At 63.7% G+C, this 22,979-nt stretch carries 20 protein-coding genes and 1 other RNA gene; 3 read left to right on the forward strand and 18 right to left on the reverse strand.

The window, feature by feature from the left end; translation table 11 throughout:
* The first annotated feature begins 12 nt into the window (after window positions 1-12).
* Window positions 13-945, forward strand: coding sequence for an NAD-dependent epimerase/dehydratase family protein (locus FNJ84_RS10020; RefSeq protein WP_143792950.1), 933 nt, complete (start codon window positions 13-15; stop codon window positions 943-945).
* Here FNJ84_RS10020 and FNJ84_RS10025 read toward each other — a convergent pair.
* The 6 genes from FNJ84_RS10025 to FNJ84_RS10050 form a co-directional block, all read right to left on the reverse strand.
* On the reverse strand, window positions 942-2,000 hold the full coding sequence (locus tag FNJ84_RS10025) for an acyl-CoA dehydrogenase family protein (protein WP_143792951.1): 1,059 nt from the start codon (window positions 1,998-2,000) through the stop codon (window positions 942-944). The two genes, FNJ84_RS10020 and FNJ84_RS10025, sit on opposite strands and share 4 nt — an antisense overlap.
* The gene (locus tag FNJ84_RS10030) at window positions 2,001-3,185 is read right to left on the reverse strand and encodes an acyl-CoA dehydrogenase family protein (protein ID WP_143792952.1); all 1,185 of its coding nucleotides are present in this window, start codon (window positions 3,183-3,185) and stop codon (window positions 2,001-2,003) included. It abuts the gene before it with no gap.
* Window positions 3,186-3,188: 3 nt separating this feature from the next.
* Window positions 3,189-5,282 carry a 3-hydroxyacyl-CoA dehydrogenase NAD-binding domain-containing protein gene (locus FNJ84_RS10035; protein ID WP_143792953.1) on the reverse strand — a complete coding sequence of 698 codons (2,094 nt, stop codon included), beginning with the start codon at window positions 5,280-5,282 and terminating at the stop codon, window positions 3,189-3,191.
* 80 nt (window positions 5,283-5,362) lie between these two features.
* Entirely contained in the window at window positions 5,363-5,800 is a 438-nt protein-coding gene (locus tag FNJ84_RS10040) for a thioesterase family protein (protein WP_143792954.1), read from the reverse strand.
* Window positions 5,801-5,832: 32 nt separating this feature from the next.
* Window positions 5,833-6,087: a ribbon-helix-helix domain-containing protein gene (locus FNJ84_RS10045; protein ID WP_185968490.1), complete on the reverse strand. Its 255-nt coding sequence runs from the start codon at window positions 6,085-6,087 to the stop codon at window positions 5,833-5,835.
* 10 nt (window positions 6,088-6,097) lie between these two features.
* Window positions 6,098-6,310: a DUF4169 family protein gene (locus FNJ84_RS10050; RefSeq protein WP_255471153.1), complete on the reverse strand. Its 213-nt coding sequence runs from the start codon at window positions 6,308-6,310 to the stop codon at window positions 6,098-6,100.
* Between the two features lie 89 nt (window positions 6,311-6,399).
* Between FNJ84_RS10050 and FNJ84_RS10055 the strand changes: the two genes are divergently transcribed.
* On the forward strand, window positions 6,400-6,654 hold the full coding sequence (locus FNJ84_RS10055; protein ID WP_143792957.1) for a hypothetical protein: 255 nt from the start codon (window positions 6,400-6,402) through the stop codon (window positions 6,652-6,654).
* Between the two features lie 72 nt (window positions 6,655-6,726).
* Here FNJ84_RS10055 and fumC read toward each other — a convergent pair whose 3' ends face one another.
* The 11 genes from fumC to FNJ84_RS10110 all read right to left on the reverse strand — a co-directional run bounded on the left by fumC (window position 6,727) and on the right by FNJ84_RS10110 (window position 17,537).
* Complete coding sequence (gene fumC, locus FNJ84_RS10060) at window positions 6,727-8,121, reverse strand: class II fumarate hydratase (protein ID WP_143792958.1); 1,395 nt, start codon at window positions 8,119-8,121, stop codon at window positions 6,727-6,729.
* A gap of 99 nt (window positions 8,122-8,220) precedes the next feature.
* On the reverse strand, window positions 8,221-9,114 hold the full coding sequence (locus FNJ84_RS10065; RefSeq protein ID WP_143792959.1) for a dihydrodipicolinate synthase family protein: 894 nt from the start codon (window positions 9,112-9,114) through the stop codon (window positions 8,221-8,223).
* Window positions 9,115-9,149: 35 nt separating this feature from the next.
* The gene (locus FNJ84_RS10070; RefSeq protein ID WP_143792960.1) at window positions 9,150-9,632 is read right to left on the reverse strand and encodes an SspB family protein; all 483 of its coding nucleotides are present in this window, start codon (window positions 9,630-9,632) and stop codon (window positions 9,150-9,152) included.
* A gap of 145 nt (window positions 9,633-9,777) precedes the next feature.
* Window positions 9,778-10,132: a transfer-messenger RNA gene (ssrA, locus tag FNJ84_RS10075) on the reverse strand.
* Window positions 10,133-10,741: 609 nt separating this feature from the next.
* On the reverse strand, window positions 10,742-11,779 hold the full coding sequence (locus FNJ84_RS10080; RefSeq protein WP_143792961.1) for a PotD/PotF family extracellular solute-binding protein: 1,038 nt from the start codon (window positions 11,777-11,779) through the stop codon (window positions 10,742-10,744).
* Window positions 11,780-11,839: 60 nt separating this feature from the next.
* Window positions 11,840-12,583, reverse strand: coding sequence for an SDR family NAD(P)-dependent oxidoreductase (locus FNJ84_RS10085; RefSeq protein WP_143792962.1), 744 nt, complete (start codon window positions 12,581-12,583; stop codon window positions 11,840-11,842).
* A 54-nt stretch (window positions 12,584-12,637) separates the two neighbouring features.
* Entirely contained in the window at window positions 12,638-13,519 is an 882-nt protein-coding gene (locus FNJ84_RS10090) for a YgcG family protein (RefSeq protein ID WP_255471154.1), read from the reverse strand.
* The gene (ppk2, locus tag FNJ84_RS10095) at window positions 13,516-14,397 is read right to left on the reverse strand and encodes a polyphosphate kinase 2 (RefSeq protein WP_143792963.1); all 882 of its coding nucleotides are present in this window, start codon (window positions 14,395-14,397) and stop codon (window positions 13,516-13,518) included. The genes FNJ84_RS10090 and ppk2 overlap by 4 nt, the downstream gene beginning before the upstream one ends.
* A 63-nt stretch (window positions 14,398-14,460) precedes the next feature.
* Window positions 14,461-15,384, reverse strand: coding sequence for a homoserine O-succinyltransferase (metA, locus tag FNJ84_RS10100; protein ID WP_143792964.1), 924 nt, complete (start codon window positions 15,382-15,384; stop codon window positions 14,461-14,463).
* Entirely contained in the window at window positions 15,384-16,247 is an 864-nt protein-coding gene (locus FNJ84_RS10105) for an ATPase (protein ID WP_143792965.1), read from the reverse strand. Before FNJ84_RS10105 ends, metA begins: the two co-directional genes overlap by 1 nt.
* A gap of 129 nt (window positions 16,248-16,376) precedes the next feature.
* Window positions 16,377-17,537: an OmpP1/FadL family transporter gene (locus FNJ84_RS10110; RefSeq protein ID WP_143792966.1), complete on the reverse strand. Its 1,161-nt coding sequence runs from the start codon at window positions 17,535-17,537 to the stop codon at window positions 16,377-16,379.
* Window positions 17,538-17,940: 403 nt separating this feature from the next.
* Between FNJ84_RS10110 and guaB the strand changes: the two genes are divergently transcribed.
* Window positions 17,941-19,389 carry an IMP dehydrogenase gene (gene guaB, locus FNJ84_RS10115; protein WP_143792967.1) on the forward strand — a complete coding sequence of 483 codons (1,449 nt, stop codon included), beginning with the start codon at window positions 17,941-17,943 and terminating at the stop codon, window positions 19,387-19,389.
* A gap of 162 nt (window positions 19,390-19,551) precedes the next feature.
* Here the strand turns inward: guaB and FNJ84_RS10120 are convergent, their stop codons facing one another.
* Window positions 19,552-22,917: an ExeM/NucH family extracellular endonuclease gene (locus FNJ84_RS10120; protein WP_304611157.1), complete on the reverse strand. Its 3,366-nt coding sequence runs from the start codon at window positions 22,915-22,917 to the stop codon at window positions 19,552-19,554.
* Window positions 22,918-22,979 lie beyond the last annotated feature (62 nt).

A 22,979-nucleotide genomic window follows, 5' to 3' on the forward strand; every position in this document is an offset into this window, starting at 1 on the left:
GGCGGGCGACTGATGCGCGTTCTTCTGACCGGCGGGTCGGGAATGCTGGGCCAGTCGTTGCGGCGGCTGGCGCACGAGGTCGCGCCTGATCTGGAATTGCTGGCCCCTGGACGCGGGGAATTGCCGCTGACCGATGCGGCGGCGGTGGCGGATTGGTTCGCCGCCAATCCCGTCGATGCGGTGATCCATGCCGCCGCGCGGGTGGGCGGCATTCAGGCCAATATCGCCGATCCGGTGGGCTTCCTGTCGGAAAACCTTGCGATGAACGATGCCGTCATCATGGGCGCGCATCGGGCGGGGGTAGGGCGGCTGGTGTTCCTTGGGTCGTCTTGCATGTATCCGCGCGATTACCGTCAGCCGCTGGTCGAGGGCGATGTGCTGGCCGCCCCGCTGGAACCCACGAATGAGGGCTATGCCCTGTCCAAGATCACTGGCGCGCGGCTTTGCGACTATATCAGCCGGCAGGTTCCGGGGCGGGCCTATCGCACGCTGATCCCCTGCAACCTGTTCGGCACGGGCGATCATTTCGGCAGCGCGGCCTCGCATCTGATCGCGGCCGTGATCACCAAGGTCATCGACGCGCGCGATGCCGGGCTCGACCGGGTGGAAATCTGGGGCAGCGGTCAGGCGCGGCGCGAATTTCTGGACGTTGACCACCTGTCGCGCTTTATCCTGACGCGGCTGCCGGACCTTCAGGCGCTGCCTTCGCTGCTGAATGTCGGGGCCGGGCAGGATCATTCGGTCGATGACTATTACCAGATGATTGCCGACCTGGCGGGCTGGCGGGGCGAATTTACGCATGACCGGACCAAGCCCGAGGGGATGATGGCGAAACTGATGTCATCGGCGCAGGCCAAGTCGATTGGCTTTCGCCCACCCGCTGACATCGCCCCGGATCTGACCCGCGCCATCGCCGCCTATGAGGCGATGAAGGCCGCGGCCTAAGCCCGTATCCCTGCCATCACCTGTTGCAGATGCCAGTCGGTATCGCCAAGCTGATGGTCGATCATCACCAGCCGCTTGGTCAGATGCGCGGGGTGATAGTCCCAGGTGACGCCGATGCCGCCGGTCATCTGGGTGCATTCCTCGGCCACCTGACGACCGACCCGGCCAATCAGGTTCTTGGCCATGCTGACCATGCGCGCCGCGCCTTCGCCATCCAGACGCGAGGCCGCCAGCAAGGTGATGGACCGCGCCTGTTCGATTTCCACCGCCAGATCGGCGGCGCGATGTTGCAGCGCCTGAAACTCGCCGATGGCGCGACCGAACTGCTTGCGCTGGCGCAGATAGTCCAGCAGAGCGGCGAAGCTGGCATCCATCACGCCCACGGCCTCGGCGCAAAGCGCCAGCCGTCCGGCATCCAGCGCGGACTGAATCGCCTTGCCGGCGTCATCCAGAACCAGCCGGGCGGGCGTGTCAGACAGGATCACATCCGCCGCGCCGCCGCCGTCGATGGTGCCAAAACCCACGACCTCGGCATCGCTGGCGGCGATCTCATGCACCGACAGCCGATCGCCATCGCGCGCCACCACCAGAAAACGATCCGCGTCATTGCCGCCATAGACCAAGGCCTTGCGCCCGGTCAGCCGGCCGCCCCGCGCCTGCGTGGCGATACGATCCAGCGACCAGGGCGCATCAGGTTCGCCCACGGCCAGCGCCCACCGGACAGATCCATCCAGCAGGCCCGACTGATCCTGACCGGCTGCGGCCAGCAGGCGTGAAACCAGCAGCGCGCCCAGAACAGGTTCGGGGCACAGCGCCGCGCCAAGGGCCTCGAATATGACGGAAATATCGAAGCCAGACCCGCCAAAGCCGCCCGCATCCTCGGTCGCCATCGCCAGCAGCACGCCCAGATCGGCCAGTTCGGACCACAGGGCAGGGTCATGGAAGGGCGCATCATAGGCCACCTTCAGCCGGTGATCCGGGGGATAGCGGTCGGCCAGCCAGCGGCTCAGGCTTTCCCTCAGCATGCGGCGATCTTCGGAAAGTTCGAAATCCATCTATAACCTCAGCACGGCTTTGGTCAGGATATTGCGCTGAATCTCGTTCGACCCACCATATATCGACATCTTGCGCATGTTGAAATAATCGGCGGCGTTATTTACCGCATCCTCGGGCAGCAGCGCCAGGTTGTCCGGCGCCGATCCGGGGAAGGGCGCGGCTGCGGGGCCAAGCACGCGGCGGGCCAGATCGCTGATTTCCTGGCGGATCACGCTGCCCTTGATTTTCAGCATCGAGGTCTCGGCCCCCGGCTGGCCGCGCTTTTGCGCCTGGTCCAGCATGCGCAGGTTCAGGATATTCATCGCCTCAAGATCAATCTCGACCTCGGCCAGGCGCGCCGCGAAAAGCGGATCGTCGATCAGCGGGCGACCATCGCGCATCGTCTGCCGCGCCAGATCCTTCAACTGCGCCAGCGCGCGATAGCTGCGGCCGACCCCGGCGATATTGGTGCGCTCATGGGTCAGCAGGTATTTGGCGATGGTCCAGCCCTGATTTTCCTCGCCCACCAGCGCGTCGGCGGGGATGCGGGCATCGGTGAAGAACACCTCGTTCACCTCATGCCCGCCTTCCAGAAGGCGGATCGGGCGCATCTCGATGCCCGGATTGTCCAGATCGACCAGAAAGAAGCTGATGCCTTCCTGCGGCTTGCCATCAGCGCGGGTGCGGGCCAGAACGAAGATCCGGTTGGCGTATTGGCCAAGCGTGGTCCAGGTTTTCTGCCCGTTCAGCACCCAATCGTCGCCATCACGAACCGCGCGCGTGCGCAGGCTGGCCAGATCCGAGCCCGCGCCCGGTTCGGAATAGCCCTGACACCACCAGTCGGTGCCGTCCAGAATGCGCGGCAGGTAATGGGATTTCTGTGCCTCGGACCCGAATTTGATCAGCACGGGCCCCAGCATGTTGACGCCGAAAGGCAGGATGCGCGGGCAGTCGGCGGCGGCCATTTCCTCTTCGAAGATATGGCGCTGGATCGCGTTCCAGCCGGTGCCGCCATGGTCGCGCGGCCAGACATAGCCCAGCCAGCCGCGCCCGTTCAGCAGCGCATGAAAACGCGACAGAATATCGGCGCCCAACTCGCCGCCCCTGCGGACGGCATCGCTGATGTCGAGGGGCAGGCTCTCGCGCAGAAAGGCGCGAACCTCGTCGCGAAAGGCCAGTTCTTCGGGGGTGAAATTCAGGTCCATCGGTCAGCCTTTGTCGTTCAGATCGGCAAGACGTCCGCCCTCGGCCGCCAGACGGGCCAGCAGGGGCGGGATGCGCCAGAATTGCGGATCCTCGGCGGCGTATTCGGTGATCCGGCGGGTCAGTTCGGCTGCGCCGATGGTGTCGGCATGGCACATCGGCCCGCCGAGATGGCGCGGAAAACCGTAGCCGAACAGAAAGACCGCATCTATGTCGACCGGCCGCCGGGCGATGCCGTCCTGCAAGACGCGGACGCCCTCGGCGATCATCGCGGTCAGATAGCGGTCGCGGATCTGCTGGTCGGTCAGCTCGCGCAGCGGCCGGCCATCTGCGGCGCGCGCATCGCGGATCAGCGGGGACAGGTCGGGATTGGGCACCGGGTGTTCGCCGCTGTGGTCGTAATAGCCGCGCCCGGTCTTGCGGCCCAGCCAGCCCAGGTCATACATCCGGTCGGCCAGCGTGGAATAGCGTTCATCCGCCGGACGGATCGGATCCAGCCGGCGGCGGTTCTGCCAGCCAATATCCAGACCGGCCAGGTCGCCCATCTCGAAAGGGCCCATGGCCATGCCGAAATCGCGGATGGCATGGTCCACCTGTTCGGGGGCGGCCCCGTCCAGCACCAGGTTGTCGGCCGCGCGGCGATAGGCCGACATGATGCGATTGCCGATGAACCCGTCGCAAACTCCGGCTCGCACGCCGATCTTGCCCAGCCTTTTGGCCAGTGCAAAGCCGGTCGATACGACATCGGGCGCGGTTCGGTCGGCCACAACGATTTCCAGAAGCCGCATCACATGGGCCGGCGAAAAGAAATGCAGGCCGATCACGTCCTGCGGTCGCGATGTCGCCGCCGCGATCTGGTTCACGTCAAGATAAGAGGTATTCGTCGCCAGAACCGTACCCGGCGCTGCAATCTGGTCCAGCCGGGCGAACAGCTCGCGCTTGATCTCGATCTGTTCAAAGACGGCCTCGACGATCAGATCGGCTGCGGCGAGAGCGTTCAGATCAGTGGCGCCGGTCAGGGCGGCGCGGGTTTCGCGTTCGTCCTGCGGGCGCAGCTTGCCGCGTTTCAGCGCGCCGTCCAGATTGGCGCTGACGGTTGAAAGCCCGCGGTCCAATGCCTGATCGGTCTGTTCGACCAGCGTGACCTGAAACCCGGCCAGCAGGCAGGCGGTGGCGATGCCGCTGCCCATGGTGCCGCCGCCGATCACCCCGATCCGGCGAAGGGGCCGGGCTTTGGCCTGTTGTTCGGGAAACTTCGCCACGACACGTTCCGCGAAAAAGGCGTGAACCAGCGCCGCGCGCTGCGGATCGTTCTGGCATTCCAGATAAAGGCGGCGTTCTTCCGTCAGGCCCTGCGTCAGGGGCAGGGGACTGGCGGCGACGGCTTCGACGATGCGGCGGGGGGCGTTCAGATGGGCCATGCCCGCGCCCGTGACCCGGCGCCGCGCGGCGTCCAGCGCGGTCTGGTCGGTCAGAACCGTCAGGTCGCCGGTTCGCCGCGTCGCCAGCCGGCCCGAGGCCGCGCGCCGCGCCCCGTCCAGCGCCACGGCGCGCGGCGTGTCGGCTTCGCTGATCTCGTCCAGAAGGCCAAGCGCCAGCGCCTTTTGCGCCGCAACGGGTTTGCCGGACAGGGCCAGATCCAGCGTTGCGGCCATGCCGATCAGCCGCGGCGCCCGCTGCGTGCCGCCGGCGCCGGGCATGATGCCCAAGGTGACCTCGGGCAGGCCCATCCTGGCATCATGAATGCCGATCCGGGCATGGGCCGCCAAGGCAATTTCGCAGCCGCCACCAAGGGCGGTGCCGTGGATCGCGGCGATGATCGGGATCTGGCAGGCCTCGATCAGATTGCAGACCTCGGGCAGGCTGGGCGGCTGGGGCGGCTGGCCAAATTCGCGGATGTCGGCGCCCGCAACAAAGGTGCGGCCAGCGCAATAAAGGCCTGCGGCGCGAATGCCCGGATCGGTCTGGATGGCCTGAATGGCCGCGACCAGCCCGGCGCGCAGCGCATGGCTGGCGGCGTTGACCGGTGGGTTGTCGATGCGGATCAGGGCGATCTCGCCCTCGCGTTCCAGGCTGACCGCCGCACTTGTTCTGTCCATGTTTCCTCCTGCCCGAGGGGAAGGTTAGGCGCGCGGGGAATGCCGGTCAAGCTGACGGGAGGCCGGATCTTTGATCAAAATTAACAGGGCCTTAGCGTTGCAAGCGCCTGGCGCTGATGATCGGGAAAGGGGGTGGGCCGGCGGTTTTGCGGATCGACGCTGACCAGAACGAAACGCGCCTGAGCGCTTTCGATCTGATCCTCGCCCCGGAACATGCCCATTTCAATTTCCAGCGAGCTGTTCCCCAGATGCGCCAGCCTCATCCCGATATGGATCGTGTCGGGAAACGAGACCTGGCGAAAAAAGGTGCAGCCATTTTCGACCACCACGGCGATCGGGTCGGGACCAGCCGGGTCCAGCATGCCGCGCGCCATCATCCAGATGTTCATCGCGCTGTCGAACAGCTCGTAATAGGTGGCGTTATAGATATGCCCGTATTGATCATTGTCGTTCCAACGGGTCTGGATGGTTTCGAAAACCGGATAGGCGTCGCGATGTCGGGGTTCGGATCGGGGCATGGCTGACCTTCGGGCTGTGATGCTGGCCCAGCCTAGGCCTTGTCCGGCGCCGGGCCAAGCTGTCCGGTATCCTTCCCGGCGCGGATTTCATGCAGGACGAACAGGCGCAGCGCAGTGGCCAAGCCGACCTCGGGCGGGCGGGCATGGTCGATGGCGGCGATCAGGGCAGCGCGCTTGTCGCCGCGTGCGCAGGCGATCTGGCCAAGCGCCCTCCAGAACGCATCCTCCAGCGACACGCTGGTGCGGTGACCGTCAATGGTGACCGAGCGTTTGGCCGGCACCTGCATCGGGGGCAGATCAATCGTCACGCTTGTGACCATCCAGATGCCGCGCGGCGCGGTCCTGATCGTCTTTCTGCGATGCCGTTTCTGCCTTGCTGCGACCAAACTTCGCCGCATTGGCATCGCCGGTCTGGCGGGCCTGATCGCGGGCCTTTTGCTTGCGAAAGCGATTGAGGTTGGTGATCTGGGTCATTCCTGCACCATAGCCGGCATCGGGCGGCTGCAACATGGGTTTTATATTGTAAGAATTGCATAGACTGCACAGCATTGTCACAGCGCATCGTTTCGTGCGCCATCTCAACCTCAAGGGGATATTTCATGCGTGATTTCTTTATCGACTGGGCAGAGCGCCTGATCACGGTCTTTGTTATCCTGATGATCCTGGGGGTCATCATTTCCGGTATCGGGTCGATGTTCTCGGGTATGCCGGGCGGGTTCTGGCGCGGGCTGGCCCTGATCGTCTTTGGCGGGCTTTATGCCATCCTGATGGGCGGATTGATGTATCTGTTCTTCGGCATCTTCCGCAACACTCAGGAAACCAACCGCCTGCTGGCAGAGCTGCTGCGCAAGTGATCTGAGCCGGAACTGAAAAAGGGGATGCGCCACTGTGGTGACGCATCCCCCGTTCGTTTTCGGATGTGGCGATCAGTCCTCGGGACCGACCATCAGTTCCGGGCGCACGACGCGGTCAAAGGTCTCGCCGTCGACAAAGCCCAATGCGATGGCTTCCTCGCGCAGGGTGGTGCCGTTCTTGTGCGCGGTCTTGGCGACCTTGGTGGCGTTGTCATAGCCGATGGTCGGCGCCAGAGCCGTCACCAGCATCAGCGATTCTTTCATCAGCTTGTCAATGCGCGCCGTATTGGCCTGCGTGCCCACGACCATATTGTCGGTAAAGGATCCCGCCGCATCGCCCAGCAACTGCATGGATTGCAGCACGTTATAGGACATCATCGGGTTATAGACGTTCAGTTCGAAATGCCCCTGCGACCCGGCAATCGTCACCGCCGCGTCATTGCCCATGACATGCGCGCAAACCATGGTCAGCGCCTCGGCCTGGGTCGGGTTGACCTTGCCCGGCATGATCGAGCTGCCCGGTTCATTTTCCGGCAGGATCAGCTCGCCCAGACCCGAGCGCGGGCCGGAACCCAGCAAACGCAGGTCATTGGCGATCTTGAACAGGCTGGCGGCGATGGTTTTCAGCGCGCCCGAGAAAAACACCATGGCGTCATGGGCCGCCAGCGCCTCGAACTTGTTCGGCGCGGTGACAAAGGGCAGGTCGGTGATCTTGGCGATTTCCGCCGCAATCGCCGTGTCCCAGCCCTTCTTGGTGTTCAGCCCGGTGCCGACCGCCGTGCCGCCCTGTGCCAGTTCATAGATCTGCGGCAGGGCCAGCTTGACCCGCTCGATCCCCATGCGGACCTGATGGGCATAGCCGGAAAATTCCTGGCCAAGCGTCAGGGGCGTGGCATCCTGCGTATGGGTGCGGCCGATCTTGATGATGTCCTTGAACTCGTCGCGCTTGGCCTCCAGCGCGGTGGCCAGCTTGTCCAGGCCCGGCAGCAGCACATCGCGTGCCATCATGCCGATGGCCACATGCATGGCGGTCGGGAAGGTGTCGTTCGAGGACTGCCCCATATTTACATGGTCATTCGGATGCACCGGCTTCTTGCTGCCAAGGGTGCCGCCCAGAATCTCGATCGCGCGGTTCGAAATCACCTCGTTCGCGTTCATGTTCGACTGCGTGCCCGACCCCGTCTGCCAGACGACCAGCGGGAAATTGTCGTCGAACTTGCCCTGAAACACCTCGGTCGCGGCCTGTTCCATCGCGGCGGCGATGTCGTCACCCAACAGCCCTTCGCGGTTGTTGATCCGCGCGGCGGCCAGCTTGATCGCGCCAAGCGCGCGGATGATGGCGACCGGCTGGCGTTCCCAGCCAATCGGGAAATTCAAGATCGAACGCTGCGTCTGCGCGCCCCAGTATTTGCTGGCATCGACCTCTAGCGGGCCAAAGCTGTCGGTCTCGGTGCGGGTCTTGGTCATGGCAGCGCCTCCATCACGATTTGCGGGCGTTTTAGCCGCCGGGGCAGGGATTCGCAATCGGTATGCGATGGTATGCGGACCTGGCGGGCGCGGTGCCGGTCAGCAATCGTTAAGCGTGGCCAGCGCGGCAGCGACACGGGCGGTCTGGTCCGGTGACAGCGGCAGAACCGGCAGCTGCGGATCGCTGTCGGCCAGCCCCATCAGCCGGGCAGCGGCATGAACGACCCGGATGCTGCCATATTCGCGGAACAGCGCCCAGAGCGGGGCGAATTTCGCGTCGATCCGGGTGGCTGCCTCGGCCTCGCCGGCCATGGCGGCGCGGACCAGTGCCAGGAAGGGACCGGGCAGCGTGCCACCTGCGACGCTGAAAAAACAATCAGCCCCCGCCAGCAGCGAGGGCAGCGCACCCCAATCGCCGCTGTATCCGACGGCAAAGCCTTGGGGCAGGGCGGCACGCAGCCGGGCGATCTCGCCGTGATAATCGCCATCCGCCGGCAGCGGCATCTTGACGGCGGCCACGGTCGGCAGTTGCGCCAGGCGCGCCAGCAGCGGCAGGGAAAAGGTGAAATGCGTGGTCGACGGGTTGTTATAGATACACAGCGGCAGGCTGGAGGCACCGGCGACGGCGGCGAAATGCTGAAACGCCTCGTCATCGGTCAGCGGCGTATAGCTGACCGGCGCAAGCAGCAGCCCATCGGCGCCCGCGCCCTGTGCATGTTCGGCCAGCGCCACCGCATCATCCGTGCGCATTGCGCCGACACCCACGATCAGCGGCACCCGCCCGGCAAGACTTTCCACCGCCAGATCAAGAATGCGCTGACGTTCGGCGCGGGTCAGATAGGCATAGCTGCCGGTGCTGCCCAACAGCCCGACCGAGTCGACCTGGGCATCGGCAAGCGGCGCCAGCACCCGGCCCAATGCGGCGGCATCAACGCGGCCATCGGCATCTGCCGGCGTGATCGGAAAGGCCGAGAGGCCATGAAACAGCGACATTCGTGGTCCAGTCACCCAAGGAAAACCGGCTGACGCTACTTGCGCCACTTGTCCAGGCTGACGACCTCGCCACCGCCCTTTGGGGTGTCTGATGGCGGCTCGTCATCGGACATCTCGTCCTGATCGGCGTCCTCGTCCTGGTCTTCATCCTCGTCGTCATAGTCCTGCGTTTCAAAACGCAGGCCGAACTCGACCGAGGGGTCGACAAAGGTGCGCAGCGAATCGAAGGGGATGCGCAGTGGCTCGGGCGAGTTGCCAAAATTCAGCGTAATGGTGAAATCATCATCGTTCACCGTCAGATTGTCGAACCAATGCTGAATAACGATGGTCATTTCCTCGGGATAGCGGTCGCGCAGCCATTCGGCCATCTCGACGCCCTCGTCGCGGGTGTCGAAGGTGATGAAGAAATGATGATCGCCCGGCAGGCCCTGATCGCGCACCTCGCGCAGGACATCGGCGATCAGCCCCTGCATGGCGCGGTGCATCATGTTGCCATAGTCGATCCGGCTCCGCGTCATTCTTCGCTATCCTTTCGCTCGCTGCGATCAGCATAGGGATATGGCCGGCGAAGAAAAGGGGGCGAATGGCGTGATGGCCAGGACCGGAATGGTCCTGCCGATGGCGCGGAAAGCGGTCATCGGAATACGGGCGAAAAACGGGAAAAGTGCAGGCTTCTGTTGCCAGGTGCCTGCGAACCCCGCCTTACGCTGCTAGGCGCAAGGGCTTAGTTTTCGGTTACTCGAACTGCTTACGCAGCCAGAGCGACCGGAGCACGGTTGTCGTTGGCAACTGTACAATTTGCACCGATATCGGTGGTAGCTCACCGAGACAAAGCAAAACCCCTTTAGACGTTCGTCGATCCTGTTTCGGCCCCATGTTCCCCCAACGAGGGTGATTGGTGGAGCCGCCGGGTACCGCCCCCGGGTCCGATCCGCTTATTACGAGCGCGTTTATGTCCATAGTCCGGGTTGCCCCGAACAGGTCCAATATAGGTCGCGGAAACAGGGGGGGCAAGGGTCATGCGGTCGGCCTGCGGGGCAGAGCGCCGCGTGTGGCGGGCGGCAGTTGTGAAACAGGACCGGGTTTCAGTTCGACCAGTGCGGATCTTGCCAATGGCGTCAGACGCCTTTCGCCATGGGGTCATTCTTGGCCCCCCCAAAAGACCACAGGGCAGTCTTGGCAAGACCCGCAACTGGCCGCCGCCACAGACATAGGGTGACCCCGAGCATGATTGTGGCGGAACCGAAAAAACTAAAATCAAAAAACGCCTGAATCGCGTGATCTACGACTGACGACGCTATCCCATTTACCAGGCGAGGGCGCTGTCATGTTGTTCCCGATCTGATCGGCCTCGATGGTTCCCGCACATACTCCTTACTATCGGATGCCGTTCCTGATGCCTTGGCGCAGTTTGCCTTTTTGTGGCTTTTCGACGCAAAAAACGACCGCCGATCAGCTGCATTAACGAATCTTAACATCGTTCTGCCGGATATAGAAAGGTTAAATCCTGTGGTTGCAGCAATGTATTTGGTCGCTGTGGCGGCAGGGTCGACAGTCAAAAACGGGGGCCATGGGGCCCCCGTTTCCAATGCGGCTGATCCGCTAATGCGCGGATCGGTTCGGGTCGTCAGAAGCCGGCCTTGATCTTTTCGAACTCGGCCAGCTGCTTTTCGCGCTGAGCCGGATCATTGGGGGTCTGCGCCAGAATGGGGGCGCTGATCGGGCCGATTCCGGCCTCGACGCGGGCCTCTTCGCTGATCAGGTCCATGCCCTTGGTGTTGCTGAGGCCATAGCCGATATTGTCCAGCAGCCCCTGGGCCGAGCCGGGCGCAAGCCAGGCATTGATAAAGTCATAGACCTTGTCTTCCGACCCCGGACCGTCCTTCAGGTTGATAAAACCGCAGAACCAGCTGGACGAGCCCTCGGTCGCCTCGCGCTGGAAGCCGACCGGATAGCCGTCATTGCGCAGATAGACGACGCCATCGTTCCACGACCAGGCGACATCCACCGCGCCCGATCCCATCAGCTGGCTCATTTCGGCCGGGTCGGCCCAATAGGCAGCGACGTTCTGATGCGCGGCGCGCAGCCATTCGGCAGCGGCGGCGAATTGTTCGTCGGTCACATCGGTCCAGTCGGTTACGCCGGTGGCCAGATAGGCCAGCGCCCAGACATCATCCGAACTGTCGGGCAGGGACGTGCGGCCCTGGAATTTCGGATCGGTAAACACCTGAAGGGTCGAGACATCCTCGTCCGTCACCTTGTCGGTCGAATAGGCGATGGCGGTCACACCCCAATCAGAAGGGATATACCAAACGCCCTGATCATCCACGAAGGTCTCTGATTCCAGGAACCGCTTGTCGATATTTTCAAATTCGGGGATGCGCGAGGTATCCCAGGGCTCGATCAGACCGGCATCGCGGTATTTCGACACCATCTGGCTGCACGGATGGGCGATATCTGCCTTGAAACCGGATGCGAGCTTCTGAAAGGCTTCGTCATCGTCGCCATAAAAGGCAAAGGTCGGGCTGTCACCATGCTGGTCGATATATCCCTGAAAAATCGCCGGGACCTCGAAGCCGGCCCAGTCAAAGACGGTCAGCTCGGGGTCGGCGGCAAAGGCCGGGGCGGCCAGCGCGATGGCGGCCGTAGTCGTGAAAAGACGCATAGGGCGTAACCTCCTGTTGGTGGGGAAACGCTATTGCGGCCCGGCCTCGCACGCAAGCGATCAGCGCATTCTTAACGCACCGTCCAGCCGGATCACCTCGCCGTTCAGATAGCCGTTTTCGACGATGAATCCGGCAAGGCGGGCAAATTCCTCGGGGTCGCCCAGGCGTTTGGGATAGGTCACCTCGGCCGCCAGCGCGTCCTGCACCTCTTGGGGCAGACCGCGCAGCATGGGCGTGCCGAAAATCCCCGGAGCGATGGCGCAGACGCGGATACCCTGACCGGCCAGATCGCGGGCGATGGGCAGCGTCATGCCGGCGATCCCCGCCTTGGATGCGGCATAGGCGGCCTGGCCCTTTTGCCCGTCAAAGGCGGCGATGCTGGCGGTGTTGACGATGACGCCCTTTTCCGCGCCGGAATTGCCGGCCATCTGCGCGGCGGCCAGACGCAGCACGTTGAAGCTGCCGATCAGGTTGATCTCGATGGTGCGGCGAAACGTGTCCAGCGCATGCGGCCCGTCGCGGCCCACGGTCTTTTCCCCGGTGGCGATGCCCGCGCAGTTGACGCAGATGTCGATGCCGCCCATGGCCGCGACGGCCGCGTCGATGGCGGCCTGAACGCTGGCCTCGTCGGTCACGTCGGTCTGCGCGAAACCGGCGCCGATCGCGCGGGCCGCATCGGCCCCGGCGGCGTCGCGATCCAGCACCATCACCTGCGCGCCCTGATTGCGGAAATGGCTGGCCGTGGCCAGACCCAGACCCGATGCGCCGCCCGTCACGATGGCACGGCTGTTTTTCAGTTCCATGGCTGATCCTCCCCTTTTTTCTGTTGAGGCCGTTCTTGCAGATGCGGCGCCCGGCTACCAGCGCCCTGATGCGCCCCCGCCAGATGAACGCCCCCCGCCGAAACCGCCGCCCCGGCCGGAACGGCTGCTGCTGCGGATGCTGCGGGGTTCGCTGCGTGGGCTGGTCCAGTCGCAGCGCGGACAGCGCGTCCAGATGACCTCAGAGGCACGGCCTTTGTCATCCGACGGCCGGATGATTTCGGATTCCTGGATCAGCCCGCTGCCGCCGCAGCGGGGGCAGGGCATGCGCCCCAGCCTGAACCGGCGCCAGATATTCCGGGCCATGCCAATCGCGACGAAGCCGAACAGGCCAAAGACCCCGATCGGCACCAGCCAATCAAGCAGGTCGCGCCGCGCCGAGGGCCCTTCATATCCCTGCCCGGCGGCATGGGGGCGGGCGATGCCGTCGATGATGGCCAGCGTGCCGTCGCGGATGCCGGCCGACATCTCTCCGGCGCGAAACCGGGGCAGGATCGTCCGGTCGATGATGGCCTGCGCCGCGACATTCGCGATGCGGGGATAGCCCGCGCCCAGTTCGATCCGAACCTCGCGGTCGTCGCGCAGGACCAACAGCATGAAGCCGTCATTGCGGTCCGCCTCGCCCACGCCCCAATCGTTGAAGAGCCGCGTCGCAAAGGGTTCCAGCCCATCGGTCCCGCCATGGCGCGCCCGGTCGGTCAGGGTGACGACGGTGCCCTGCGCCCCGGTTTCGCGGTGCAGGGCGATCAGCGCCTGGTCGATGACGCGGGTATCGTCATTGGACAGCAGCCCGGCGAAATCGTTGATGCTGGTGGCCTGCCAGTCGGGCAGATCCTGCGCCGTGGCGGGCAGGCCCAGAACCAGCATCAGCATCAGCGCCAGGGTCAGGGTCAGGCGAAGCAGGGTCGCGCGGATCACGTCAGCAGCATCTCGGGGCCACCGGCGATCTTGGGATCGACGCGACCGATGGCGTCCTGATCCTTGCCCTTGTAGGGGACGGCGTTCAGGATCGTCTGGATCGCGGCGATCCGCGCCCGGCGCTTGTCGTCAGACCGTATGACCGTCCAGGGCGCGATCGGCGAATGCGACAGCGACAGCGTTTCGCGGATGGCGTCGGTATAGTCGTCCCATTTGGCCAGCCCCTCGACGTCGATCCAGCTGAGCTTCCATTGCTTCAGCGGGTCTTTCTCGCGCGCCAGAAACCGGCGCAGCTGTTCGGCCCGGCCGACATTCAGCCACAGCTTGACCAGGATGACGCCGTCATCGACCAGCATGCGTTCGAAATCGGGCAATTGGCGAAAGAACTGTTCGCGCTGCTTTTCGGCGGCAAAGCCAAAGACCTTTTCGACCACGCCGCGGTTATACCAGCTGCGGTCGAACAGCGCGATCTCGCCCGCAGCGGGCAGGTTGTCGACATAGCGCTGGAAATACCACTGACCCGCCTCGCGCTCGGTCGGCTTGGGCAGGGCGATGATATATGCGGAACGCGGGTTCAGGTTTTCGCGCACCCGTTCGATTGTGCCGCCCTTGCCGGCGGCATCGCGCCCCTCGAACAACACGACCAGCCGTTTGCCGGTGTCGATGACGTCATGCATCATCCTGACCAGTTGCAGCTGCAACTGCTTCATCCGCGCGTCATATTCCTTGCCCGGCATTTCGTCGGGATAGGGATGGCCGGGGTCAAGAATGTCATCCTTGCCCGCCGTTTCGATCAGCTTGCGGATCGTCGCGGGCGCGCCCTTTTTCAGATAGGCCGTTATATCGCCGACAAAGGGGATATCCGGTTTCTTCGACATGTTGAACCTCGACCTTGAACAGGCGGATTATGCGGCGCTGCCGCCTTTCCGGCAAGCCCGCTATCAGCTGCCGATCTTGGACATGTCATACCAGGTGGTCTGGTAGATCTCGTTGATCCAGTTGCCATAAAGCAGATGTGCATGGCTGCGCCACCGGTTCGAGGGAGCGCGCGAGGGATCGTCGTCGGGGTAATAGTTCAAGGGCACGTTGATGGCCTTTCCCGCCTCGACATCGCGGTCATATTCGTCCTTCAGCGTCGTGCTGTCATATTCGAGATGGTTGAAGATATAGACCGCCCGATGCGACGGATCCTCGACCAGGCAGGGGCCGACATCCTCGCTGGCCAGCAGCGTGTTCAGGGCGGGGCGGGCGTCGATTTCATCCTGGCGCACCTCGGTCCAGCGGCTGACCGGAACCAGCACGTCATCGGAAAAACCGCGCAGATAGGGGCTGGCCGGGGCCATGTTGTGATGGCGGAAGCAACCAAAGGCCTTGTCGTCCAGCAGGTGCTTTTCCAGCCCGTGAAAATGCCAGGCCATCGCCATGCCGCCCCAGCAGACGCCCAGGGTCGAATGCACATGCGTCTGGGTCCACTGAAAGACCCGCTGCAATTCGTCCCAATAGGTCACGTCCTCGAAGGGCAGATGTTCGATGGGCGCGCCCGTGATGACCAGCCCGTCGAATTTCTCGCCCGAGGCCTCGACCTCGCGGAAGCTGCGATAGAAGCTTTCCATGTGGTCGGCGGCGGTGTTGCGGCTTTCGTGATCAGACATGCGGATCAGCTGAAAGTCGATCTGCAAGGGCGTGGCGCCGATCAGCCGGGCGAACTGGTTCTCGGTCTGGATCTTCTTGGGCATCAGGTTCAGCAGCCCAATGCGGATCGGGCGGATGTCCTGGGTGGCGGCCCGGCCCGGCGACATGACCATGACGCCCTCATCCGACAGGATGCGGAAGGCGGGCAGGTCGGGTTGCAGGGTGATGGGCATCAGTCTGCCTTTCGGTCGATGGCGGTTGCGATAAGGTCGGTGAAATCGGTGGGGCTGCGCACCAGCGCCACCTCTTCCGCGGTGATGGTGACACCGCGCCGGGCCATGGCCTGATAGCGCGGCTGACGGTGGGCCAGCGCGCGGGCATAGGTCCAGCGGATGAAATCGTTAGGGTTCACCTCGTCCTCGGTCAGCCCCTTTTCGGCGCGATAGCTGATCCAGGCACGGTCCAGAAACTCGGGCTGGTAATACATCGGCTTGGGTGCCCGATCAAAGCGGCGCACCAGTTCCGCCGTATGGGCATCGCTGCCCTTGATCCAGACCAGCAGCAGGTCGCGTTCCAGCGCCGACAGAACCGGATCGTCGGGGTTTTCGGGGTCCACGACCTCGCAGATCGAGCCGCCGGAATCGCAGACGAAATCGCCGATGCCATAGATCTGGCCCGCCCGGCGGACAAAGCGGGGCGTATCCAGCAGCGCGGCGATCTCGGCTTCGCGGTGCTGGTTCTGGCGCAGGCAATATTCGTCAAAGGGCAGCCCGCCACGGCTGGGGCTGCCGGGCTTGCCCAGATAGGTGGACAGGGGCGTCAGGTTTTCAAAGGTGATATTCGAGGAAATGCAGACGCTGTCGGACAGCAAGAGTTCCCGCAGGAACGGCACCTTCATCGCCTCGCGCTTGAAATTATCCGAGATGTATTCGCCCATGTAACGGGTGCCGATGCGATAATCGACCGAGTAGTGGAACCAGTTCCCCTGGTCGCGCAGCATGGTCGACAGAAAGGTCTTGCCCAGCCCGGACATGCCGAACAGCACCACCCGCCGCTGTGTCGCGTCGCGCCATTGCTGTGCGCTGGCATAGATCATCATCGGCCTCTTGTCGGATCGGTCGGTTCGGGGTCTTGCAGGCGCATAGGTAATGGCGCGGGCCGCAAAGGAAAAGGCCCCGCCTGCAAGGGCGGGGCCAGAACCAGGATTGTGCGTGATTGGTCGCGATCAGAAGGTAAAGCCGACCCGGACGCCGATGCCCAGCACGTCATTGTCTTCCATCTGGGCGCGGGCCGTGTCAGGCGTGCCCGTTTCGGGGCTGGCATCGCCCAGCTTCGTATAGTTGATGCCGGTCGTGACCTTGATGTTGTCCTGGGTATAGATCGCGGCCAGGGTGATGCCCTTCTTGCCATTGGTCGGTGCCAGCGGCGACACCAGATCATCACCCGACTTCTCGAAGGTGAACGAGGCCGAGCCGGACCATTTCTCGGTGAATTTGCGGCCCACGCCAAGGGTATAGGTGGTGGTGTCTTCCAGTTCCACCAGCCCGCCGCCGGTCGCGGTGGTGAACACGCGCGGATCGACGCGGAATTCCGACCAGTTCACCCAACGGATCGAACCAAAGACCAGCGTGTCGGCGGCCACGCCGGTCTGAAACTCCAGGTTCCAGCTGCGCGGGGTCTTGACCTTGGTGGTCGAGGTGCCGGCCGGGTCGATCGGGAAGCCGGCGATGGTTTCGGTCGTCTTGAACTCGTGCTCGATGGGCGAGTTGTAGGTCAGCGAGACACGGGCCGCGATTTCCGGCTTTTCCCAGCTGACGCCGGCGGTCCAGCCCACGGCCGTATCGGTATCGAGATCGACGTTATAGCCATTGACGCCGCCGGTGCAGGACGGATCGGGGCTGTAGGCGCAACCGCGCAGCGTCACGCTGCCATCGGCACGGCTGCCACGCAGGCCGCCATGGAAGCCGAAATTGTTATCCATGCGATACCGCACAAGCGCGGTGAAGGTGGTGGAATCGACCGTCGCCGCAGTACCGCCAAGCGCGATCGAACCATTGCCGGCCCCGTCGGGCGTCGGATACAGGATGTCGGCGCCAAAAGGCTGTTCGATGATCAGCGCGGCCGACAGGTTCTCGTTGAACTGGCGCTTATAGGCCAGGCCGAAGAAGTTGTAGTTATCGGCGACATTGCCGATGGACGAGCCGCCAAAAAGGGCCTCGTCCCGGCCGGTCACGTCCGGCGAGACATGGCCGAAAGACAATTCGACGAAGTTTTCGCCCGGCTCGAACAATGCGCCCAGTGAATGGGGTGCGCGCTCGATCCCGCCAGCCATTGCGGCCGTGGAACCCATCAACAGCGCTGCGGCGCCTGCAATTGCGAATTTCATGTATATTCCCTCCCTCACGGTCCACGGACCATCTGGAGTCACGGTAGCGTGACTGCGCCACGAATCAACGATGGCCGGGCCATGACGCTGCGTTTTGTCCGGGTGACCTTGCGGCAGCGTGACATTGGCGCAACGGATCAGCATTTGTTAGGGATTTGTTAACCTGAATGCCGTCCCCCACGGGCCAAGGCGGGGCCGGCCACGGGTCTGATCGGCGATTCTTTTGCGGGCTGTGGAAAGGACGTGGCGATCCCCGCCGCGATGGCGGATCGCGCGCAACGGAAGGACTGGCGGCAGGGTTCCGCAGTCCGGGCGCACGGAATTTGTCCGACCGCTCTGGACAATCCTGCCGGCGCGTGAAAGGGGAAACTGCCAAACGATCCCATGCTAAGGAGTCCCTCCCATGCAGATTCGTGAGGCCCTGACCTTCGATGATGTTCTTCTGGTTCCCGCAGCTTCGGGGGTGATGCCCTCGACGGCGGATGTGACCACGCGGGCGACGCGGTCGATCCGCATGAATATACCGCTTCTGTCCAGCGCCATGGATACCGTGACCGAAAGCCGCATGGCCATTGCCATGGCCCAGGCTGGCGGCATTGGTGTGATCCACCGCAACCTGACCACCGAACAGCAGGCCGACGAGGTCCGCCGGGTCAAGCGGTTCGAAAGCGGCATCGTGTATAACCCGATCACGCTGACCGCGAACCAGACCCTTGCCGATGCCAAGGCATTGCAGGCGCGGTTCAATGTCACCGGTTTCCCGGTTGTGGACGAACAAGGGCGCGTCGTCGGTATCGTGACCAATCGCGACATGCGTTTCGCCAGTGATGACCGCACGCCGGTCAAGGTGATGATGTCATCCGAAAACCTGGCCATGCTGGTCGAGCCCGCCGACCGGGCCGAGGCCATCGGCCTGATGAAAGCCCGCCGGATCGAGAAACTGCTGATCACCGACGGGCAGGGCAAGCTGACCGGCCTTCTGACCTTGAAGGATACCGAGATGTCGGTGCTGAACCCGCTGGCCTGCAAGGATGATCTGGGGCGGCTGCGGGTGGCTGCGGCCTCGACCGTTGGCAATGAGGGATTTGAACGCAGCCAGGCACTGATCGAGGCCGGCGTGGACATGGTGGTGATCGACACGGCACATGGTCATTCGGATTCGGTCGCCATGGCGGTTCAGCGGGTCAAGAATTTTTCCAACGAGGTGCAGGTGGTCGCGGGCAACGTGGCCACCGCCGAGGCCACGCGCGCGCTGATCGACGCGGGCGCGGATGCGGTCAAGGTGGGCATCGGCCCCGGCTCGATCTGCACGACGCGGATCGTGGCGGGCGTGGGTGTGCCGCAGCTGACGGCGATCATGGATGCGGCATCTGCCGCGGGCGATACGCCGGTCATCGCGGATGGGGGCATCAAGTTCTCGGGCGATTTCGCCAAGGCCATCGCCGCGGGCGCGTCCTGCGCCATGGTTGGCAGCGCCATCGCCGGCACGGACGAGTCCCCCGGCGAGGTGATTCTGTATCAGGGCCGCAGCTTCAAAAGCTATCGCGGCATGGGCTCGCTTGGCGCCATGGCACGCGGCTCGGCCGACCGCTATTTCCAGAAGGACGCGGCATCCGACAAACTGGTTCCCGAAGGGATCGAGGGCCAGGTGCCCTATAAGGGTCCGGCCTCGGCGGTGATCCATCAGCTTGTGGGCGGGTTGCGCGCGGCGATGGGCTATACCGGCAATGCCACGGTCGATCGGATGCGCGGCGGCTGCCAGTTCGTCCGCATCACCGGCGCGGGGCTGAAGGAAAGCCATGTCCATGACGTGCAGATCACGCGGGAAAGCCCGAATTATCGGTTGGGATAATCGGTCTGCCGGGCGGTTCCTCGGTCCGCGTCGGATCACCGACGCCATGCGATCCCCACTGCCCGTGGTCTGTGCCCTTGCGGCTTGCGCGGTTTGCGCGACTGGTGTGCAAGGCGGGCGGCGATCCGAGGGACCGCCGCCGGCCCGCTGATAGGGTCCGCGTCACACCATCTGATCATCGCCCAGTGTCAGCCCCACGATCAGCGGGTCATGGTCCGAAGATGCATAGGGGCCGGGATTATAGAAGCCGGCATCGGTGAATGTTGAGTTATAGCCCAGCAGATCGGGTTCGTCGGCATTGACATGCCACTCGGTCGCGCCGGTGACATTGTCGGCCAGACCGGCCGAGGCAAGCCCCTGATCCAGCGTGCCGCGCTGACCGTCGAAGACATAGCTATAGGCCTGATCCTGCCCGATGAACTGGTCGATCAGATCCGTCAGCCCCCGATCACGCAGCAATTGCACCGGGTCCTCCTGGGCATAGGCATTCATGTCGCCCAGCAGGATATAGTCGGTGATCCCGCCACCGCCATAGCTGGTCCCAAGCCAGTCGGCCAATTCGCCGGCGGCGTCAGTGCGGACGCCGTTCCAGTATGCCTGGCCATCGCCCTGATCGAAATTCGGATCGGCCCGCAGCGCGTCGATATCGGCCTGCGTAAAGCCCGCCGCCTCGCCATTGGAATCCAGATAAGCCTGGGCCGCATCGGCCAGTGCGGCAAGGCCGCTGTCGCCCTTTGATTTGAAATGCGACGACACGACCGTGAACTGGTTGCCATCCGCATCCTCGAAGGTGGCCGCGACCGAGGGGCGGTTGCGCTGATAGTCCTCAAGATAGGTGCCCTGGGGCAGGGCATCGTCCAGCACCTTGGCCAATTGATAGGTGGCCTCGGCCGATGGTTCGTCAAAGACGACATATTCGGTATGGATCAGCGTCACTTGCGCGCTGTCATAGATGATGCCGGTCATGATCGCGTCATCGCCGACAAAGCCGCCATTGCCGGTTGGATCGACAAAGGCATAGACCGCGCCCGATCCCGTCACCTGCGCCTCGGCATTCAACGCATCGACCAGCGCATCGATGGCCGAACCCTCGCCGAAGCCTCCATTCTCGATTTCCTGCAAGGCAAAGACCTCGGCGCCGGTGCCGGTCATCGTCGCGACCAGCTTTTCGGTCTGGCGCAGCAGATCGGCCTGGGTCGTGGCGCCACGTGGATCAAGGGTGCCATCCGGCCCGGTGCCACCCGACAGCGTGGTGAAATAGTTCAGCACGTTGATCGAGGCGACCTGCAATTCGCCGCCGACATCATCGGGGCTGTCCTGCCGCGCGCCGCTGTTCGTCGTCTCGTCGATGGGCAGCTGTTCGGTCGGGATCAGGGCATAATCGCCGAACTGATAGGTCATCACCCCTTCGACCGGGCCGTTGAACTGCGCCCCAAGGCGCAGCGTCGCGCCGTCATTGCCGAAGGTGTCGCCGGCATCGACATAGCCATTGCCGTTATCACCATCGCTGCCATTGGGGATGAACTGGAAGCCGTCTGGGTTCTGGGCGCTGATCCCATCCTCGATGATCAGGCGGTTATTGGCGTTGTCCTGGGCCAGTGCCGCAACCTCGTCGGCCTGGGTCTGGGCGTCGTAAAGCTGTGTCGGCTGGTATTGGGCGCCGGCGCTGATGACGATCTCGCCATAGCGGTCGAGGTTGAAATTCTCGATAACGGTCAGCGGGTCGCTGGTGCCGCTGACCACGGCGACGCGCATCCCCTCGACAGCCTCGTAATTGAAGCCTTCGGGTGACAGTGTGACCACGGCGGCCGTCGGCATCTCATTGCCGGTCGAGACGGTCACCACCTCGGAAATGCCGGTCAGCTGGGTCATGCCGAAATATTCATCGACCGTGCCGTCAAGCTGCACCAGATCGCCAAGCGCGACGGCCGTGCCGCCGCCGGTATAGACAAAGATCCCCTCGGATGTCAGCGCGTCCAGGTCGGCATCGGCATCCTCTTCCTGGATATAGAAGCCATTGGCGGCGATATGGACGACCACCGCCGTCACCTCGACCCGCTGCCCGATCAGGGTCGAGACATCCGTTGATCCCTGAATGGCCGAAATCAGCGCCGGCATGGCCTCGCCGCCGCCGCCATCATCGGAATTTGCCGCGCCCTTGGTTTCGGTGGCGGGGGCAGCCCAACCGCCTTCTTCGCCGCGCTGCAAGGACAGGCCGGCAGGGTCGCTGCCGCCCTCGGATACGCCGATATCGGTCGAGGTCATGCCGGCCGCCGCGCCACCTGTGGCGGTCATTTCGCCCTCATAGCTGAGGAACTCGACCACCTCTGCGCCATTGATCAGCGCCATGCCGTCGGGTGCGCCGTTCTGCAAGCCGTTCGCGGGTAGATCCCAGACGTAATAATCAAACTCGCCATCGCTGGTCATGGTCGCATCGGCAATGGACAGCGTGCCGTAGGTGGCACCGTTATTGCCGTTATACAGCTGGACCGACAGGCCGGATGCGTCGCCGCCGGCAGTCACGCGGATCTCGATGAACTCGCCCGTGTCAGTGCCCGCATTGTCATAGTGGAACTCGTTGATCCGCGCCTCCAGCGGCGGGGCCTCGTCAAGGTCGGTGACGGTTACCGCGATGTCGGCGCTGTCGCTGGCGCCCTGATCATCGGTGACGCTGACGGTCACGTCATAGACATTGTCGCCGCCGGCATCGGTCGGGTTTTCATGATCCGGCGCGGTGACAAAGCTTAGCTCGCCGGTTTCGGCGTCGATCTGGAACAGCGCGGCATCGGCGCCGCCCGCAATGGCATAGGTCAGGGTGCTGCCATCAACATCACTTGCCACCAGACCGGCGGCGACGGTGGTGCCGTTCTCGGCCATCTCGATGCTGGTGGTTGCGGTCAGGACCGGCGCATCGTTGCTGCCGGTGATCGTCACGGTGACGGTTGCCGTATCGGTGCCGCCTTTGCCGTCATCGACTGTATAGGTGAATGTATCGGTGGCCGTCTGGCCCTCGGCCAGATGATCGAACAGGCTGCCGGGGTCGTAACTGATCTGACCGTCGACCAGTGACACCACCGCGCCAGAGGCCGCATCCGAGACGGCCGTGACCGTCATCGCATCGCCGTCAAATTCGCGGTCATTGGCCAGCAGATCGGCGGCGGAAATCACGGTCATGCCGTTCTCGGCCGCTGTGGCCTGATCGTCGGCGGCAAGAACCGCGTTGTTCCTGCCGTCCAGATGCAGCGTATAGTCATCGGCGCTGAAATGGATCGCCTCGACACCGCGAAGCCAGTCGGTGCCCTCATCCGTGGCCATGGATCTTACCACCACATTTGCCGAATTGCCGATCCGGGTGATGCCGTAGTCGTCAATGCCACCCAGATAGATCGCCGTATCCGCGCCGCGCCCACCGATCAGCAGATCGTTCCCGGCACCGCCCGTCAGCCAGTCATCGCCGCCCAGGCCGATGATGATGTCGTGCCCCGCCCCGCCCGACAGGTCATTGGACCGGTTGTTTCCAAGGATCATTGGACCGACGGATATGACGCCCCCGGCCTTGTGGAAGCCCTTGTGACCCATGAGGTGTTTCA

Origin of the sequence: Paracoccus sp. M683, assembly GCF_007096355.1 — a bacterium.
Taxonomy (GTDB): Bacteria; Pseudomonadota; Alphaproteobacteria; order Rhodobacterales; family Rhodobacteraceae; genus Paracoccus.

Bases quoted from the DNA above. Each gene is read 5' to 3' on its own strand.
- FNJ84_RS10035 (WP_143792953.1), bottom strand. From the start codon at position 5,282: ATGGACAGAACAAGTGCGGCGGTCAGCCTGGAACGCGAGGGCGAGATC.
- guaB (WP_143792967.1), top strand. From the start codon at position 17,941: ATGCAGATTCGTGAGGCCCTGACCTTCGATGATGTTCTTCTGGTTCCC.
- FNJ84_RS10110 (WP_143792966.1), bottom strand. From the start codon at position 17,537: ATGAAATTCGCAATTGCAGGCGCCGCAGCGCTGTTGATGGGTTCCACG.
- FNJ84_RS10025 (WP_143792951.1), bottom strand. From the start codon at position 2,000: ATGGATTTCGAACTTTCCGAAGATCGCCGCATGCTGAGGGAAAGCCTG.
- FNJ84_RS10080 (WP_143792961.1), bottom strand. From the start codon at position 11,779: ATGCGTCTTTTCACGACTACGGCCGCCATCGCGCTGGCCGCCCCGGCC.
- fumC (WP_143792958.1), bottom strand. From the start codon at position 8,121: ATGACCAAGACCCGCACCGAGACCGACAGCTTTGGCCCGCTAGAGGTC.
- FNJ84_RS10040 (WP_143792954.1), bottom strand. From the start codon at position 5,800: ATGCCCCGATCCGAACCCCGACATCGCGACGCCTATCCGGTTTTCGAA.
- FNJ84_RS10045 (WP_185968490.1), bottom strand. From the start codon at position 6,087: ATGCAGGTGCCGGCCAAACGCTCGGTCACCATTGACGGTCACCGCACC.
- FNJ84_RS10065 (WP_143792959.1), bottom strand. From the start codon at position 9,114: ATGTCGCTGTTTCATGGCCTCTCGGCCTTTCCGATCACGCCGGCAGAT.
- FNJ84_RS10055 (WP_143792957.1), top strand. From the start codon at position 6,400: ATGCGTGATTTCTTTATCGACTGGGCAGAGCGCCTGATCACGGTCTTT.
- FNJ84_RS10120 (WP_304611157.1), bottom strand. From the start codon at position 22,917: ATGATCCTTGGAAACAACCGGTCCAATGACCTGTCGGGCGGGGCGGGG.
- FNJ84_RS10030 (WP_143792952.1), bottom strand. From the start codon at position 3,185: ATGGACCTGAATTTCACCCCCGAAGAACTGGCCTTTCGCGACGAGGTT.
- FNJ84_RS10050 (WP_255471153.1), bottom strand. From the start codon at position 6,310: ATGTTGCAGCCGCCCGATGCCGGCTATGGTGCAGGAATGACCCAGATC.
- metA (WP_143792964.1), bottom strand. From the start codon at position 15,384: ATGCCCATCACCCTGCAACCCGACCTGCCCGCCTTCCGCATCCTGTCG.
- FNJ84_RS10020 (WP_143792950.1), top strand. From the start codon at position 13: ATGCGCGTTCTTCTGACCGGCGGGTCGGGAATGCTGGGCCAGTCGTTG.
- FNJ84_RS10070 (WP_143792960.1), bottom strand. From the start codon at position 9,632: ATGACGCGGAGCCGGATCGACTATGGCAACATGATGCACCGCGCCATG.
- FNJ84_RS10105 (WP_143792965.1), bottom strand. From the start codon at position 16,247: ATGATCTATGCCAGCGCACAGCAATGGCGCGACGCGACACAGCGGCGG.
- ppk2 (WP_143792963.1), bottom strand. From the start codon at position 14,397: ATGTCGAAGAAACCGGATATCCCCTTTGTCGGCGATATAACGGCCTAT.
- FNJ84_RS10085 (WP_143792962.1), bottom strand. From the start codon at position 12,583: ATGGAACTGAAAAACAGCCGTGCCATCGTGACGGGCGGCGCATCGGGT.